This is a genomic window from Staphylococcus equorum, from assembly GCF_029024965.1.
Lineage (GTDB): Bacteria > Bacillota > Bacilli > Staphylococcales > Staphylococcaceae > Staphylococcus > Staphylococcus equorum.
In genome coordinates, this window is record NZ_CP118982.1 from 1,799,864 (window position 1) to 1,816,425 (window position 16,562).

The 16,562-nt window shown below is 33.4% G+C and carries 16 protein-coding genes; 3 read left to right on the top strand and 13 right to left on the bottom strand.

From position 1 onward, the window contains the following. Positions 1 to 153: 153 nt before the first annotated feature. The 11 genes from auxB to PYW44_RS08725 all read right to left on the bottom strand — a co-directional run bounded on the left by auxB (position 154) and on the right by PYW44_RS08725 (position 11,701). Positions 154 to 1,383: a lipoteichoic acid stability factor AuxB gene (gene auxB / locus PYW44_RS08675; RefSeq protein ID WP_021338659.1), complete on the bottom strand. Its 1,230-nt coding sequence runs from the start codon at positions 1,381 to 1,383 to the stop codon at positions 154 to 156. Positions 1,384 to 1,456: 73 nt separating this feature from the next. After that, entirely contained in the window at positions 1,457 to 2,530 is a 1,074-nt protein-coding gene (locus tag PYW44_RS08680; protein ID WP_021338658.1) for an ABC transporter substrate-binding protein, read from the bottom strand. Continuing rightward, positions 2,530 to 3,339 carry an ABC transporter permease gene (locus tag PYW44_RS08685; protein ID WP_021338657.1) on the bottom strand — a complete coding sequence of 270 codons (810 nt, stop codon included), beginning with the start codon at positions 3,337 to 3,339 and terminating at the stop codon, positions 2,530 to 2,532. Before PYW44_RS08685 ends, PYW44_RS08680 begins: the two co-directional genes overlap by 1 nt. 5 nt (positions 3,340 to 3,344) lie before the next feature. After that, positions 3,345 to 4,148 carry an ABC transporter permease gene (locus tag PYW44_RS08690; protein ID WP_021338656.1) on the bottom strand — a complete coding sequence of 268 codons (804 nt, stop codon included), beginning with the start codon at positions 4,146 to 4,148 and terminating at the stop codon, positions 3,345 to 3,347. After that, positions 4,135 to 5,235 (bottom strand): ABC transporter ATP-binding protein, encoded by a 1,101-nt coding sequence (locus PYW44_RS08695; protein ID WP_021338655.1) that lies wholly within the window; start codon positions 5,233 to 5,235, stop codon positions 4,135 to 4,137. Before PYW44_RS08695 ends, PYW44_RS08690 begins: the two co-directional genes overlap by 14 nt. A gap of 192 nt (positions 5,236 to 5,427) precedes the next feature. Continuing rightward, positions 5,428 to 5,706, bottom strand: coding sequence for a UPF0223 family protein (locus PYW44_RS08700; protein WP_021338654.1), 279 nt, complete (start codon positions 5,704 to 5,706; stop codon positions 5,428 to 5,430). Positions 5,707 to 5,862: 156 nt separating this feature from the next. After that, on the bottom strand, positions 5,863 to 7,269 hold the full coding sequence (gene lpdA / locus PYW44_RS08705) for a dihydrolipoyl dehydrogenase (RefSeq protein WP_021338653.1): 1,407 nt from the start codon (positions 7,267 to 7,269) through the stop codon (positions 5,863 to 5,865). A gap of 3 nt (positions 7,270 to 7,272) precedes the next feature. Next, entirely contained in the window at positions 7,273 to 8,568 is a 1,296-nt protein-coding gene (locus PYW44_RS08710; RefSeq protein WP_002508002.1) for a dihydrolipoamide acetyltransferase family protein, read from the bottom strand. A 148-nt stretch (positions 8,569 to 8,716) separates the two neighbouring features. Beyond that, positions 8,717 to 9,694, bottom strand: a complete 978-nt coding sequence (locus tag PYW44_RS08715; RefSeq protein WP_002508003.1) for an alpha-ketoacid dehydrogenase subunit beta — start codon at positions 9,692 to 9,694, stop codon at positions 8,717 to 8,719. A 3-nt stretch (positions 9,695 to 9,697) separates the two neighbouring features. Then, positions 9,698 to 10,810 (bottom strand): pyruvate dehydrogenase (acetyl-transferring) E1 component subunit alpha, encoded by a 1,113-nt coding sequence (gene pdhA, locus PYW44_RS08720; protein WP_021338652.1) that lies wholly within the window; start codon positions 10,808 to 10,810, stop codon positions 9,698 to 9,700. A 264-nt stretch (positions 10,811 to 11,074) separates the two neighbouring features. Continuing rightward, complete coding sequence (locus tag PYW44_RS08725; protein WP_021338651.1) at positions 11,075 to 11,701, bottom strand: YkyA family protein; 627 nt, start codon at positions 11,699 to 11,701, stop codon at positions 11,075 to 11,077. Between the two features lie 126 nt (positions 11,702 to 11,827). Between PYW44_RS08725 and def the strand changes: the two genes are divergently transcribed. Beyond that, the gene (gene def / locus PYW44_RS08730; RefSeq protein WP_021338650.1) at positions 11,828 to 12,379 is read left to right on the top strand and encodes a peptide deformylase; all 552 of its coding nucleotides are present in this window, start codon (positions 11,828 to 11,830) and stop codon (positions 12,377 to 12,379) included. 60 nt (positions 12,380 to 12,439) lie between these two features. Here the strand turns inward: def and PYW44_RS08735 are convergent, their stop codons facing one another. Further along, complete coding sequence (locus PYW44_RS08735) at positions 12,440 to 12,712, bottom strand: hypothetical protein (protein ID WP_021338649.1); 273 nt, start codon at positions 12,710 to 12,712, stop codon at positions 12,440 to 12,442. 483 nt (positions 12,713 to 13,195) lie between these two features. Here PYW44_RS08735 and PYW44_RS08740 point away from each other — a divergent pair, with 483 nt between their 5' ends. Next, complete coding sequence (locus tag PYW44_RS08740; protein ID WP_002508008.1) at positions 13,196 to 13,411, top strand: DNA-dependent RNA polymerase subunit epsilon; 216 nt, start codon at positions 13,196 to 13,198, stop codon at positions 13,409 to 13,411. Beyond that, positions 13,411 to 15,267: a ribonuclease J1 gene (gene rnjA, locus PYW44_RS08745; RefSeq protein ID WP_021338648.1), complete on the top strand. Its 1,857-nt coding sequence runs from the start codon at positions 13,411 to 13,413 to the stop codon at positions 15,265 to 15,267. Before PYW44_RS08740 ends, rnjA begins: the two co-directional genes overlap by 1 nt. A gap of 560 nt (positions 15,268 to 15,827) precedes the next feature. Here the strand turns inward: rnjA and PYW44_RS08750 are convergent. Continuing rightward, a complete protein-coding gene (locus tag PYW44_RS08750; protein ID WP_002508010.1) occupies positions 15,828 to 16,487 on the bottom strand; it encodes a potassium channel family protein in 660 nt (219 codons plus the stop codon). Between the last annotated feature and the right edge of the window lie 75 nt (positions 16,488 to 16,562).

Sequence of the window (16,562 nt, forward strand, 5' to 3'; positions counted from 1 at the left end):
TTTATGAATAATTAAAAATAACCACGACCTATCGCTAAATAATATTATGTTAGAGCAATATAAATAAAAACCCGATTGCCGCACATCATGTGAGCAATCGAGTTTATTAATCGAATAACAAATGGAATTGTTTTAAAAATAACACAACTTTTATTATGATTTGTCTTTTGTTTCAGAATCATTTTGTTCTTTAGACTTTGCATCTTGTGATTCTTCGGCATCTTGCGAAGTGATTTTCTTACGTTCTTCGAAATTCTTTCTACGCTGATTGGCTGCACTTGGTTGTTGTTTACGTTTTTCTTTTTCACGTTTTCTGCGTTCTTTTTTCTCTTGTTTAATACGTGCTTTTTCTTCTGCTTTTTCTTGTTTCAATCTTGCAGCTTCTTCTGCTTCTTCTTGTTTACGGCGTTGTTGTTCTTCTTGCTCAGCTTGTTTTCTTTGTTGCGCTTCGTATGCTTCTTGTTTACGGCGTGCTTCTTCTTCCGCCATACGTTGATTTTCTAATTCTGTTTCATTATCTTGTTGTTTTTCTTGCTCATTCGTTACTGCATCTTTGCTATTTTGGTCTTCGTTGGCAACTGCTTCACCATCTTCATTATATACATTGCTAACTTGACCGAATTCATCTTCAGTACTTTGACTGTCATCTTTAACATTATTGTGTTTTCTTTGCTTATAATTATATTTTGCTTGTCTAGAAAGTACTTGTGGTTCTTCATCAGATGCATTATTTTCAGAGTTTACTTTTTCTGCAACTTCAGAACTATAACCGCCTCTTCTTAATTGATTATCATTACTTTGTTGTTGTTCTACGTCAGAAGTTTGTTGCTTTTCAATGTATTGAGGTGAGTTCGGTTCTGATTGTTGCTCATAATCTGAAAAACGTTCTTGGTATCCTTCTGCATAATATGCAGGCACCGTTTCTACCTTTTCTTTTCGTGCAAACATCATGATTGCCACGATTAAAAATAGAATTGGGATAATTAGCGGTACAAATAGCAACACTAATGGTAACGTCACTATCGTTGCGACTAAAAATAAGAATCCTGATAAAATTCTTATATTCATTGAAATTAAGGCTAAAAATGATAAAAGCAAACAAACGATGAAATATACTATAATCGCCCACACGCCATTTTGTAGCCATATTACAAATTGGATTGTATTTAATCCATTATTCGCTAATATTTGTTGAATAAAATCATTGCCATTCAATGAAGTCTCCAAATTTTGTATTGATGCTTCACTACTAAATGATACTAGTGCAATAAACATCGTAATAATGGTTAGTAATAATAAGAATATCCAACTCAACCAACCTAATACTTTTTCTGCTAGTCGACTCACCGGGCGTCTAACTTGAGTATATTGCTCTCCTGACATGTCTTTACAACTCCTTATATTGCTTGTCAAACTATTATATCGAATTAACGATAAAATAACTACTAACTATGACTTATTTTAGTGACATTTTAAAATTTAAAAATCTTTCATTATATTCACTTAATGTCTCTTTCCCTAAATCTTTATAAACTTCTAAATTAGCTTGTTCTTCCTTTGTAGGATAAAACCGCTCATCATTTTTTATGCTTGCAGGCAATTGTGCTCTTGCTGATTTATTAGGCGTCGCGTAGCCCACCCATTCTGTATTTTGTTTACTATGCTCTGCATCTAATAAAAAGTTCATAAACTTATAGGCACCTGCTTTATTTTGTGTTGTCTTAGGTATAACCATATTATCAAACCACAGATTTGAACCTTCTTTAGGAACTACATAATCAAATTCTTCATTTTGTTGTACAATTGGAGCTGCTACACCGCTCCATACTACTGCAACATTTGCTTCATGCTGTTCTAACATCATTGAAATTTCATCACCTACTACGCCTTTTACATTAGGACCTAAATGTGTTAAATTTCTCTCAGCTTCTGCTAAATATGATGAATGTGTCTCATTTAAACTATAACCTAATTTATTTAAAGCTACACCTATAATTTCTCTCGCACCATCTACTAATAATATATCATTTTTATATTTCACTTTATAAAGCTGATTCCACGATTCAAAGTTATCATTTGGATATACATTTTTATTGTAAAGAATACCCACAGTACCAAAAAAATAAGGTATTGAATATGTATTATCTTCATCAAATGGCATATCGAGATAATCTGAATCAAGATTTTTCATATTAGGCAGTTTCTCATGATTTAGAGGTAATAACAATTGTTGTCTTTTTAATTTTTGCACTGTATAGTCACTCGGAAAAGCAACATCATAATGAGTGCCGCCATTTTTTATTTTGGCCTCCATCGCTTCGTTTGAATCAAAAGTTTCGTAGACGACTTCAATTCCTGTTTCTTTTTGGAATTGTTTTAACAAGCTAGGATCAATATATTCTCCCCAATTATAAATATAAATTTTTTCACCAGTGCTAGAATGATGTTTTGAAGTGAATTTTTGACTGATAAATAAACATATCAAACCAACGATGATAGAAATTATAATTAACTGTAAAAAACGTTTCATTATAATATACCCCGTTTCACTTGTTTTTTATGCTTAAGCACATTTTTAATTAAATAATAACCAAGTATACCGAACATAATCACGACAAATAAAAGTGTAGATATTGCATTTATTTCCATGCTAATACCTTTTCTTGCCATTGCATAAACTTCCACAGAAAGCACACTAAATCCATTACCGGTAACAAAGAAACTGACAGTGAAATCATCTAATGAATAGGTCAATGCCATAAAAAAGCCACCTATAATTGCTGGCATCAACTGAGGTAACATGACCTTATTCAAAACTTGAAACTCCGTTGCACCTAAATCACGTGCCGCATTTAACGTATGGTTATTCATTTCATACAGTTTAGGTAACACAATGATTACCACAATAGGAATACAAAAAGCAACATGTGAAATAAGTACCGTCATCAACCCGAGACCCATACCAGTAAAATGTCCGATTGCTGTAAACATAATCAAAAATGAAGCGCCTATAACAACATCAGAAGACACTAATAAAACATTATTTAATGTAAGTAATGAAACCTTTATTTTTTTATTTTTTAAATGATATAAACCAATCGCACCTAGTGTTCCTATCACAGTAGCAAATGCAGCGGCTAACAATGCTACACCTATCGTATTAAAAATAACAGACATTAACCGGTCGTTACTAAATAATGATTGATAATGTTCTAAAGTAAACCCATCAAAATGAACCATATTACCAGCAGCATTAAATGAATAAACCATTAAAAATAAAATTGGAGCATATAAAACAGCGATTAATATGCCGATATATATTTTTCCATACCATTTCATATGATTCACCTTTTCCCATTCGTAGGTTTAGTATTTGTAATAATTAAGACTAGCGCCATAAATACAATTAAAAACAACGCAATCGTAGAACCCATTCCATAGTTTTGTATCACTAGAAATTGTTCTTCTATCGCCGTCCCAATATTAATCACTTTATTTCCTGCAATTAGTCTTGTAATCATAAAAAGCGATAATGCTGGTATAAATGTGACTTGAATTCCTGTCAATACGCCTTGCTTCGTGAGTGGTATAATAATTTTTCTAAATGTTGTTAGCCTGCTCGCACCTAAATCACTTGAAGCTTGCAAAATATTATTAGGAATATCCTTCATACTATTGAAAATAGGTAAAATCATAAATGGAATGTAAATATAACTTGCTACTATTAAAAACGCAGGAACAGTAAATAACAATTCCATTTTAGGCAAAGATAAAACATTCAATATTTGATTGATAATACCATCATGACTGAATATGCCTATAAATGCATAGGTCTTCAGTAGTAAATTAATCCAAGTTGGTACAATCAGTATAAGTAACCATACATTTTGATATTTAGATGAACTTATAAAATACGCAGCTGGATAGCTTATAAGTAGCGTCATACACGTAATCGCTGCCGCAAAACATACCGAGTCCCAAATCATTTTGAAATATTTGAGTGAAATCAACTTTTTATAATTTTCCAATCCAAAATGTCCTTGTATATCAATGAATGAGAAATAAACAAGAAGGATTACTGGAACAACGATAAATAAAACCATCCACAGTATATAGGGTATAAATAGATATGTATTAATCTTGCGCATGATTTATTTCCTCGTAACTTTGAATACGCTTATCAAATTCAGCTTCACTTTCACCTGGCACCATAATATGAATTGTTTCTGGCTCAAAGTATAAACCCACTTTACTATTAACTTCTGCTTTTTTAGTAGAATGAACTAACCATTTATAACCTTTACTATCAGTACAATTGATTTCATAATGTACTCCTCTGAAAAGCATAGAAACAACTGTCACTTCGAATAAACCTTGCTCTGATTGTACCAAGGATATATCTTCTGGCCTAATCACTACTTCTACTTGCTCTTGTGGTGAAATACCCATATCTACACATTCTAAATCTTGACCATAGATGTTCACCACATAATCCTCAATCATAGTACCCACAATAATATTTGATTCTCCAATAAAATCTGCAACAAAGCGATTTACAGGTTCGTCGTATATATCAGTAGGTGTGCCAAATTGTTGAATTTCACCATTTTTCATTACAAATATATAATCACTCAGCGCTAAAGCTTCTTCCTGATCATGTGTAACAAAAATAAATGTTATACCTAATCTAGACTGTATTTCTCTTAATTCATATTGCATTTGGGTTCTTAATTTTAAATCCAGTGCTGATAAAGATTCATCTAATAATAATATTTCTGGTTCATTCACAATCGCACGTGCAATTGCAATACGCTGTTTTTGCCCCCCACTCATACTTTCAATTGTTCTATCTTCATAACCAGTGAGTTTTACAAGTTTTAATGCTTCTTGCACTTTTTTATTTATGTCGCTTTTGTTCATTTTCTTTAGTTTTAATCCAAAAGCAATATTATCATAGACATTTAAATGAGGAAATAAAGCATAGTCTTGAAATACTGTATTCACTTTGCGTCTGTTTGATGGTATATGATTAATTGTCTGATTTCGATATATAATATCCCCTTCATCGGCTTGTTCAAATCCTGCGATAAGTTTTAAAATTGTTGTTTTACCACAACCAGAAGGCCCAAGTAATGTATAGAAATGACCTGACTCAATATCTATATTGATTTTATTTAATACTGGTATATCATCATAAGCTTTACTTACTGCGCTGAAAGATAATAACGGATTCATTTGTGTTTCCTCCTATAAATATGACGTGGTTGTAACAATCATAACTTGAGTTTCATTTGGTGTAGGATTATGTATTTTTATGACGTGCACTATAATAAAATTTCGCAAAAAAAGCTATATACTGTTTACTTTTATCAAACATTTTGTTTAATGCTTAATAAAAATATCAGAATATAGCTTACATGACAATAGTTATTTTTTCGTTGCGCTAAAAAACGTTTGACTGTTGTCAGTTTGAACTGTTTTAACAGCTTGGTAACTATTATATCCACTACTTTTTTCGAATTCTTTAAAAATCTGTTTTTCTTCTGCTTTCCCAGGAACGATTGTTTTAAATTGCTTGTAGCGATCAATTAATAATTTTCCTTCTACTTCAGATTCATAAAAAGATTCCACAGCATTGAAAAATGACACAACTTGCATCATTTCGTCATTTGACCAATCAAGATCTATTGGATATTGATACTCCATATAAGCATGCCTCCTACTTTTCCATTGAATATTTATAGTTAAAGTTTATTTTAGATATTACATTTTAAAATGAAAAAGGAGCGGGACAGAAATCAAAATTTGATTTCATATTCCCGCCCCCACAAGGCTATCGTTATATCTGTTACAACAATGAAATTACATTGTGTGTACTGGTAAACCTATAGCTTTTTCAGCTGCTTCCATAGACATTTCACCTAATGTTGGGTGAGCATGTACAGTTAATGCTAAATCTTCAGCATTCATACCAGCTTCGATTGCTAAACCTAGTTCAGAAATAATATCAGATGCGCCAGTACCAACTACTTGAGCACCTACTAAAGTATTATCTTCTTTAAGCGTAATAAGTTTAACAAAGCCAGTAGTGTCATCTAATGATAACGCACGGCCATTAGCTGCATAAGGGAATTTAGAAGCAGTAATTTTTAATCCTTCTTCTTTAGCTTGAGCTTCTGTATAACCTACTTGAGCAAGTTCTGGCTCAGTGAAACATACAGCAGGCATACCGATGTAATCTACTTCTGATGCTTCACCAGAGATTACTTCAGCTGCAACTTTAGCTTCATAGCTTGCTTTATGCGCAAGTGGTAAACCAGGAACAATATCACCGATTGCAAAAATGTTTTCAATTGAAGTACGGCTTTGTTTGTCTACCTCGATTAATCCACGTTCTGCAAATTTAAGACCTAATTCTTCTAAGCCTAATTCGTCAGTGTTAGGACGACGACCTACAGTAACTAATACGTAATCAGCATCAATTGTTTGTTCTTCGCCTTTTACTTCGTAAGTTACTTTAACACCGTCTTCAGTTTCTTCAGCAGATTTAGCCATAGCTTCAGTTACAATATCAACGCCTTTTTCTTTCATGCCTTTTTTAACAGGTTGAGTCATTTGTTTTTCAAAACCGCCTAAGATATCTTTAGCGCCTTCTAAAATAGTAACTTCAGAACCAAAGTTTGCAAAAGCAGTTCCGAGTTCAGAACCAATATAACCGCCACCAACAACTACTAATTTACCAGGAACTTCTTGTAAATTTAGAGCGCCAGATGAATCAATTACACGATTTCCAAACTCAAAGTTAGGGATTTCAATTGGTCTTGAACCAGTTGCAATGATCGCGTTTTTAAAGTTATATGTTTGAGCACTTTTCTCATCCATAACACGTAAGCTATTGTTATCAACAAAGTAAGCTTCGCCTTTAACGATTTCTACTTTATTACCTTTTAACAATCCTTCAACGCCACCAGTTAATTTTTCAACTACTGATTGTTTGAATTCTTGAACTTTATTAAAATTAAGTGAAACACTTTCAGCAATAACACCTAAATTTTCTGAGTTCTTAGTTTCATCATAACGGTGTGAAGCGTGTAACAATGCTTTAGAAGGAATACAACCAACGTTAAGACATACGCCACCTAATGTTCCTTTTTCAACGATTGTTACTTTTTGACCTAACTGTGCTGCACGAATTGCTGCAACATAGCCTCCTGGTCCTGCTCCGATTACAATAGTGTCTGTTTCAATTGGGAAATCTCCAACTACCATATTTTACCCCTCCATTAATAATAATTCTGGATTATTCAATAAACGTTTGATGTGATTCATAGCATTTTGTCCAGTAGCACCATCAATTTGTCTGTGGTCAAAGCTTAATGATAATGATAATACTGGCGCAGCTACTATTTCACCATCTTTAACAATTGGTTTTTGTGCAATACGGCCAATACCTAAGATAGCTACTTCTGGGTGGTTGATTACTGGAGTGAACCATTGTCCACCAGCTGAACCGATATTACTAATTGTACATGTAGCATGTTTCATTTCATCTGCCGCTAATTTTCCGTCACGTGCTTTAACAGCAAGTTCGTTAATTTCGTCTGAGATGCTAAACATTGATTTACGGTCTGCATGTTTAACAACAGGCACTAATAGTCCTCTGTCTGTGTCAGCAGCAATACCAATGTTCCAATAATGTTTGTGTACGATTTCGCCAGCATCTTCGTTAAATGAAGTGTTAAGCGCTGGATATTTTTTAAGTGCAGAAACAAGTGCTTTAACAACATAAGGTAAGAAAGTTAATTTAGTACCTTGTTCAGCTGCAACTTCTTTGAATTTTTTACGGTGATCCCATAATTCTTGAACATCAATTTCATCCATTAATGTTACGTGAGGTGCAGTTTGTTTTGAATTAACCATTGCTTTAGCAATTGCTTTACGCATTGCAGGTATTTTCTCAGTTGATTCTGGGAATTCACCTTCTGTAGAAACTGGTGCTGATTGTGCTGCACTTGAAGTTTCTTCAGTTGCTGTAGCTGCGCTTTCATTTGAAGCTGCTTCTCCGCCACCATTTAAGTAGGCGTCCACATCTTCTTTAGTTGTACGGCCATTTTTACCTGAACCTGAAACAGCTTTAATGTTAACACCATTATCGCGAGCATATTTACGAACTGAAGGCATCGCTTTAACGCGTTTACTTTCATCTACTTCTTCGTCTTTAGATGCTTGTGCAGGTGCTTCTTCTTTAGTGCTTTCTTCTGCAGGTGCTTCTGTTTCTTCACTTGCTGAATCGTCACTTTCACTACCTTTGAATTGCATATCTTCTGCATCTGGTGAATCGATTTTTACGATTGTGTCACCAACAACTGCAACAGTACCTTCATCTACTAGTACTTCTTCAATAGTACCTGAAACAGGTGATGGGATTTCAACAACTGATTTATCGTTTTGTACCTCAGCTAAAATATCGTCCTCTTCAATTGTATCTCCAGATTTAATAAACCATTTTACAATTTCACCTTCGTGGATACCTTCACCAATGTCGGGTAATTTAAATTCAAATGCCACGTTATTATCCTCCTAAAAATTCATATTAAGTCAAAAATTAGAAATTGAGCGATGGACAATTAAGTCACTATCTCATGCTATAAATATAAATTTGGATGAAGTAGGTGCATCAATTAAACTGATATCATCCTACTTCATTAAATATATATTAAAATTCTAAAGTTTCTTTCGCTTTTTCAATGATGTCATTTTTGTTTGGTAACCAAACATTTTCAGCCTGTGTAAACGGATAAACTGTATCTGCCGCTGCAACACGAGCGATTGGTGCTTCTAATGAAAGGATAGAGCGTTCTGCTAATTCAGAAACAACTGTTGCTCCAACACCCGCTTGACGTTGCGCTTCTTGTACTACTACAGCACGTCCTGTTTTTTCTACTGAAGCAACAAGTGTTTCGATATCGATTGGTTGAACAGTACGTAAGTCAATAACTTCTACTGAATAACCATCTTTTTCTAACTCTTCTGCTGCTTTTAATGATTCTTGCACCATTGCACCATATGCAATAAGTGTAATGTCATTACCTTCTTGTTTCACGCTTGCTTTACCAATTTCAATTGTGTACTCTTCTTCAGGTACTTCATCACGGAAAGAGCGGTATAATTTCATATGTTCTAAATATACAACCGGGTCATTACTTCTGATTGCTGAGATTAATAATCCTTTAGCATCATATGGGTTAGACGGGATTACAACGTGTAAACCTGGTGATTGAGCTAAAAGACCTTCTAAGTTGTCAGCATGTAATTCTGGTGTATGAACGCCGCCACCAAATGGTGCACGAATAGTAACGGGTGATTGTTTAGAGTTACCAGAACGGAAACGCGTACGTGCAATTTGTCCTGCTATAGAGTCGAATACTTCAAATACAAATCCAAAGAATTGTACTTCCATTACTGGACGGTATCCTTGAGTAGATAAACCTAAAGCTAAACCACCAATACCAGATTCTGCTAAAGGTGTATCAAATACACGGTCTTCACCGAATTCTTTTTGTAAACCTTCAGTTACACGGAAAACACCACCGTTAACACCGACGTCTTCACCGAAAAGTAAAACATTCTCATCGTTTTGTAATTCGGTTTTAAGCGCGTTGTTAATCGCTTGAACCATTGTCATTTGTGCCATCGGTTACTTCGACTCCTTCTCTTTATAGATTTCATATTGCTCTGCTAAATTTTGAGGCATTTCTTCATACATATTTTCCATCAAGTCAGTAACTTTTTGTTTTTCAGTATTGTCTGCTTCTTTAATAGCAACTTTAATTTCAGCTTTTGCACGGTCGATAACTTCATTTTCTTTATCGCCAGTCCATAGACCTTTATTTTCAAGATATTTTCTGAAACGAACTAATGGATCCTTTTTCTCCCATTCAGAATCTTCATCAGATGTTCTGTATTTCGTTGGGTCATCTCCAGCCATAGTATGTGGACCATAACGATAAGTGATTGTTTCAATTAAAGTTGGACCTTCACCATTAACAGCACGATCACGCGCTTCTTTAGTTGCTTGGTATACTGCTAAAGCATCCATACCATCAACTTGAATACCTGGGATACCAACTGCAATAGCTTTTTGAGCTAATGTAATAGCAGCAGTTTGCTTACTACGTGGTGTTGAAATCGCATAGTTGTTGTTTTGTATAACGAAAATTGCAGGTGCTTTATATGCAGAAGCAAAGTTAATACCTTCATAGAAATCACCTTGTGAAGAACCACCATCACCAGTATAAGTAATTGCTACAGCACTTTTACCACGTTTTTTAATACCAAGCGCTACACCAGCAGTTTGAACATACTGAGCACCGATAATAATTTGTGGGCTTAATGCATTAACGCCTTCAGGCATTTGGTTTCCTTTAAAGTGACCTCTTGAGAATAAGAAGGCTTCAGTTAAAGGTAAACCTTGCCAGATTAATTGTGGAACATCACGGTAACCTGGTAATATAAAATCTTCTTGTTCTAAAGCATATTGTGAAGCTAATTGTGAAGCTTCTTGTCCTGCTGTCGGAGCGTAGAAACCTAATCTCCCTTGTCTGTTTAATGAAATAGAACGTTGATCAAGAATACGTGTCCAAACCATTCTCTCCATTAATTCAACTAATTGCTCGTCTGATAAATCTGGTACTAGATCTTCATTAACGATGTTACCATCTTCATCCAAAATTTGGATCATTTCAAATTGAGATTCAGTATCTTTCAATACTTTCTCTGCATCGAATTGGGCTTTCAATTTCGGAGCCATTCAATTCACCATACCTTTCCCGTATAATAGAAACTTATTTTATCCTTCAATATTGTACCACAAAACTGTTACACTGTTAAATAATTTGAAAAAGTTCTGTAATACTTACGACAAGTATAGTTTTTAATCTGTACCACTGTTTTTCATGGCGCTGTACTATTTAAAAACTAAGTCGCTATAAAGTAATTCCCTTAAAATTGTAAGCGCCCTCATAACTTATGCTATAACGTAGCAATTTAAAATTCAAATTTACCGCTTTATAATTTAAGAAAGGTTATCTACATCTTCTTTTTCTTTGTTCACTTTATTCATTGCATCTGAGTATTTTTCAAATGCTTTATTCATGTTTTTATATGCTTTCGAAACTGCTTCTGCTTTTTTGTCTATTTGTTCTTGATTCACTTGATCACCTGAAGTATAGCCAAACATATCTTTTTCCTTATTCAAAATGTTTTTATATGCTTTGGCATATTCATCATGTGCTTTGTATTTATCTTTAAGCGCTTGATTCAATTGTGTCACTTCTTTTTTCTTATCATCATCACTTATATTATCGACATGCTTTTCAGCTTTTTCAAATTCTTTTTCTGAGTTATCTATAGCTTCTTCTTCTTTTTTAAATGTTTTTTCTCTTTCTTCAACATTGTCCACGACTTTTTTCGAAGTATCCTTCACTTCTGCTTGGTCTTTACCATTAATTTTCTCTACTAATTTTTGCTTGTCTTGTTCAAGACTATTTAACTTCTTCCCTACTGAAGACACAGGTTTCTCTTCATCAAATGCTTTTTGTACTTTTTCGTTATAATCTTCTATTTCACCTTTGTCTGTTGTACACCCCGCTACTAACATTGTAGAAGCGAGTATCGCACCGATGCTATACTTTAATTTCATTTTTTGAGAAATCCTCCTTTATTTGTGTGTTATATTATATAATATTTTATAAGAAATCAAATGTATCACTGTATTTTAAGCGTTAAACTTTGGTATATTTTATATTAAGGAAGGTGTATGAACAAAATGATAACAATGAAAGATATTATCCGAGATGGTCACCCAACACTTCGTGAAAAAGCAAAAGATGTAACAATACCGCTTTCTGACGAAGATCGTGAAACTTTAAAATCTATGCGCGAATTTCTAATTAATAGTCAAGATGAAGAAACAGCTAATAAGTATGGACTTCGCTCAGGAGTAGGCCTTGCTGCTCCACAAATTAATATTGCAAAAAAAATGATAGCAGTCTATTTACCAGATGACGGTGATGGCAAAAGTTATGATTTAGCATTAGTTAACCCTAAAATCATGAGCCACAGTGTTCAAGAAGCATATTTACCAACTGGCGAAGGTTGTCTAAGTGTAGATGAAAACATTCCAGGACTCGTTCACCGTAAATATCGAATCACAGTAAAAGCAACAGATATAGATGGTAATGACGTAAAATTACGTTTAAAAGGTTATCCAGCTGTTGTCGTTCAACATGAGATAGACCATATTAATGGTGTAATGTTTTATGATCATATTGATCCAAATAATCCACTTACACCACATGAAGATGCAGTAGAAGTTTAATCTATTAAAAATAAAATGCCGTTAGCACTTTGAGAATTTCTCATTAGCTAACGGCATTTTTTACATAAAGTCATCTCTACGTTCAGTAAATGGTATATCTAATTTTTTAAGTTCTGTCTTTAAGTCGTTTAATTCTTTAATGTCTATAAATTCTGGATCATGATTATGTTTGACGTAATTTTGATCGCCATTTACAGTATCAATTATTTCATTATAATTAAAAAACATGATTACTTGTTCTGTACGGATTTCAAAAGTTATATCTTGAAATATTTTATCGTGTCGTTTTTTTTCTCTTTTAACATCTTCTATAATTCTTTTTACTCGATCCATTTCTATCACCCTTACCCATCTATCATTTCTATAATTAATAATAACTCCCTTTCATCATAATTAACTTTCAACGTGCACTCAAGTTTTATGATAATTTTTTGCAGCTTTTTTACATAACTAAAGATTTGATTTTGCAGATTAAATATTAATTATAATAAAAATGAAATTATTTGTACTTATTAAAAGAGGTACTAAAGATAAAACTGCTTTATTTATTCTACTACATCATGTAAAATGAGAAATAACTGAAAACATATGAATCATAGTGTTTGTAGTTTTCTAAACGAACGAACTGAAGATCTCCCTAGAAACATACTAAGCAAAAAACTAGTATGTTCTATTTATATACAGTATTAGTGTCCATGCATAATTAGAAGTGCAGTTAATTTCAAATAACCAATGGGTACTTCAAACTTTTATATTACTAGGGTTTTAATATAAAAAATTAAAAATCAAACATGATTTTAGGAGGAAATATATAAAATGGCAGTATTTAAAGTGTTTTTTCAAAAAACCAAAGAAGAAGTAATTGTACGTGAACACACACAAACAATTTACGTTGAAGGACAAACAGAAGAACAAGTAAGAAGATATTTAAAAGATCGTAATTTTAACATTGAATTTATTACTAAATTAGAGGGCGCACATTTAGAATATGAAAAACAATCAGATCACTTCAATGTGGAGCAAGCTGAATAATGAAACAAATTCATAAAAATGAAGTTGCGGTTTATGCTCTTGGTGGCTTAGGCGAAATTGGTAAAAATACTTATGCCGTTGAGTATCAGGACGAAATCGTTATTATCGATGCAGGTATCAAATTCCCTGATGATAATTTATTAGGTATTGACTATGTCATTCCTGATATTACTTATTTAGAGCAGAACCAAGATAAAATTGTTGGTCTGTTTATCACTCACGGACATGAGGACCATATAGGTGGTGTGCCCTACCTATTAAAGCAAATTAATGTGCCTATATATGGTGGACCATTAGCTTTAGGTTTAATCAGAAATAAATTAGAAGAACATCATTTATTAAGAACTGCAAAACTTATTGAAATTGATGAAAGTAGTGTCATCAAATCTAAACATTTTGAAGTTTCATTCTATTTAACTACACACAGTATTCCAGAAGCATATGGTGTTATCGTTAATACGCCAGAAGGAAATATTGTTCATACGGGTGACTTCAAATTTGATTTCACACCAGTTGGTGAACCAGCAAATATAGCTAAAATGGCAAAATTAGGTGAAGAAGGCGTCCTTTGTTTGCTTTCTGACTCTACCAATTCACTTGTACCAGATTTTACTTTAAGTGAACGTGAAGTCGGCCAAAATGTTGAAAAGATATTCCATGATTGTAATGGACGAATCATATTCGCCACATTTGCATCAAACATCTATCGTGTTCAACAAGCAGTTGAAGCTGCAATTAAACACAACCGTAAAATTGTTACATTTGGTCGTTCAATGGAAAACAACATTAAGATTGGTATGGAATTAGGCTATATCAAAGCACCACCAGAAACGTTTGTTGAACCAAATAAAATTAATACCGTGCCTAAGCATGAATTATTGATTCTATGTACAGGTTCTCAAGGTGAACCAATGGCAGCATTATCTAGAATTGCCAACGGTACGCATAAACAAATTAAAATCATCCCTGAAGATACAGTTGTATTTAGTTCTTCACCTATTCCAGGTAATACGAAAAGTATTAATCGCACAATAAATTCACTTTATCGTGCCGGTGCAGAAGTTATTCATAATAAAGTATCTAATATTCATACTTCTGGTCATGGTTCTAAAGGCGATCAACAGTTAATGTTACGTCTGTTACGTCCTAAGTTCTTTTTACCAATCCATGGTGAATACCGTATGCTAAAAGCGCATGGTCAATCAGGTGTTGAGTGTGGCGTTGAACCAGATAATGTATTTATTTTTGATATAGGTGATGTCTTAGCACTGACACATGATTCTGCTAGAAAAGCTGGTAGAATACCATCAGGTAATGTATTAGTTGATGGTAGTGGTATTGGTGATATCGGTAATGTAGTTATTCGTGATCGTAAACTATTATCAGAAGAAGGTTTAGTGATTGTTGTTGTAAGTATAGACTTCAAAACAAACAAACTACTTTCTGGACCTGATATTATCTCACGTGGTTTTGTATACATGCGTGAATCTGGACAATTGATTTATGATGCACAACGTAGAATCAAAACGGATGTTATTTCAAAATTAAATCAAAACCCAGAGATTCAATGGCATCAAATTAAATCGTCAATCATTGAAACGTTACAGCCTTATCTATTTGAAAAGACTGCACGTAAACCAATGATCTTACCAGTCATTATGAAAGTAAATGAAGATAACAACCAATCATTTGCTAAGAAACCTAGCCCTAAAAATGACAAACCTAAAAACAACAACACGAAAGCACCAGCAAAAAATCCAAAACCTAACAATCAAAACAAGAAAAAAAACAATAACAATAACAATCCAAAACCTAAACCTAAAAAAGATGAAACAAATCAATCATCTGAATCATAGGTCTTATAAACAGTCCACACATTGTCAAAACAATGTGTGGACTGTTTTGCTATGACTAATCTATTTCATAAAAACTGAACATTTTACTACATAAAAGCAATTCCATAATTTCTACTGCTTAACATAGCACTTTTTAACCCTTTTACCATTTATTAACACACCTCGTTTAATTAATAGTATTTTTATGTGGTTTTGAACTAATAATCTTTATTAAAGTTGAATACTTGTTTATTTCTTTAGCTGTTATATCGATGTTATTTTCATATTCATTCAATTGTATTTTTAAGCATTCAAACAGTTCAACTGGTGGGAGTGAGACAGAAATCTAATTTTTCTAACAAGATTTCGTCGTCCCAGCCCAGCAAAGTTAACTAGAAAATGGAATACAAAAACTTCAACTCTTGCATAAGAACCACTTTCCTTCATAAATGAAGTAGTATTTCTTTAAAAGATTGATAAAAGCGCATTTTCAGTTCAGTCAGCCACTGACACTGCCAATATAATAATCGAAATAATAAAAAGAAGCCTCCAATTTTGGAGACTTCTTCAATATTACATTGTTAGCGAACTACTTTTTTCTCAAAACGATTTAAGTCATTATCATGCCCTATCATAATTAATATATCACCGATTTCAATACTAATATTAGGATCAGGAGAAACTAAAATTTCTTTACCTCTTTTTATAGCAATAATACTTATCCCGAATTGTGCTCGAATATCTAATTCTATAATGGTTTGGCCAGCCATTTTTTCGCTCGCTTTAATCTCTACAATTGAATGTTCATCTGCAAGTTCTAAATAATCTAACACACTTGCACTTGCGACATTGTGAGCGATTCTTCTTCCCATATCTCTTTCTGGATGGACAACTGTATCCGCACCAATTTTATTCAAAATTTTTGCGTGATAATCATTTTGCGCTTTAGCTGTTACTTTCTTAACACCTAACTCTTTTAAAATTAGCGTTGTTAATGTACTTGATTGTATATTCTCACCTATTGCTACGATAACGTGATCAAAATTTCTGATGCCTAAACTTTTCATAACAGCTTCATCTGTTGTATCAGCAATGACAGCATGTGTGGCAATATCACTATATTCATTTACACGTGCTTCATTCATATCAATTGCCATAACATCCATATCTAATGCATTAAGTTCTCTTACTATACTGCCACCGAATCGACCTAAGCCGATAACCACATACTCTTTGTCCATATGCGTCCTCCAATTTAAAAAATCACGGATAAGATAGCTACTCATCAGCCTAAGCAAGCGAATGAATAACTATCA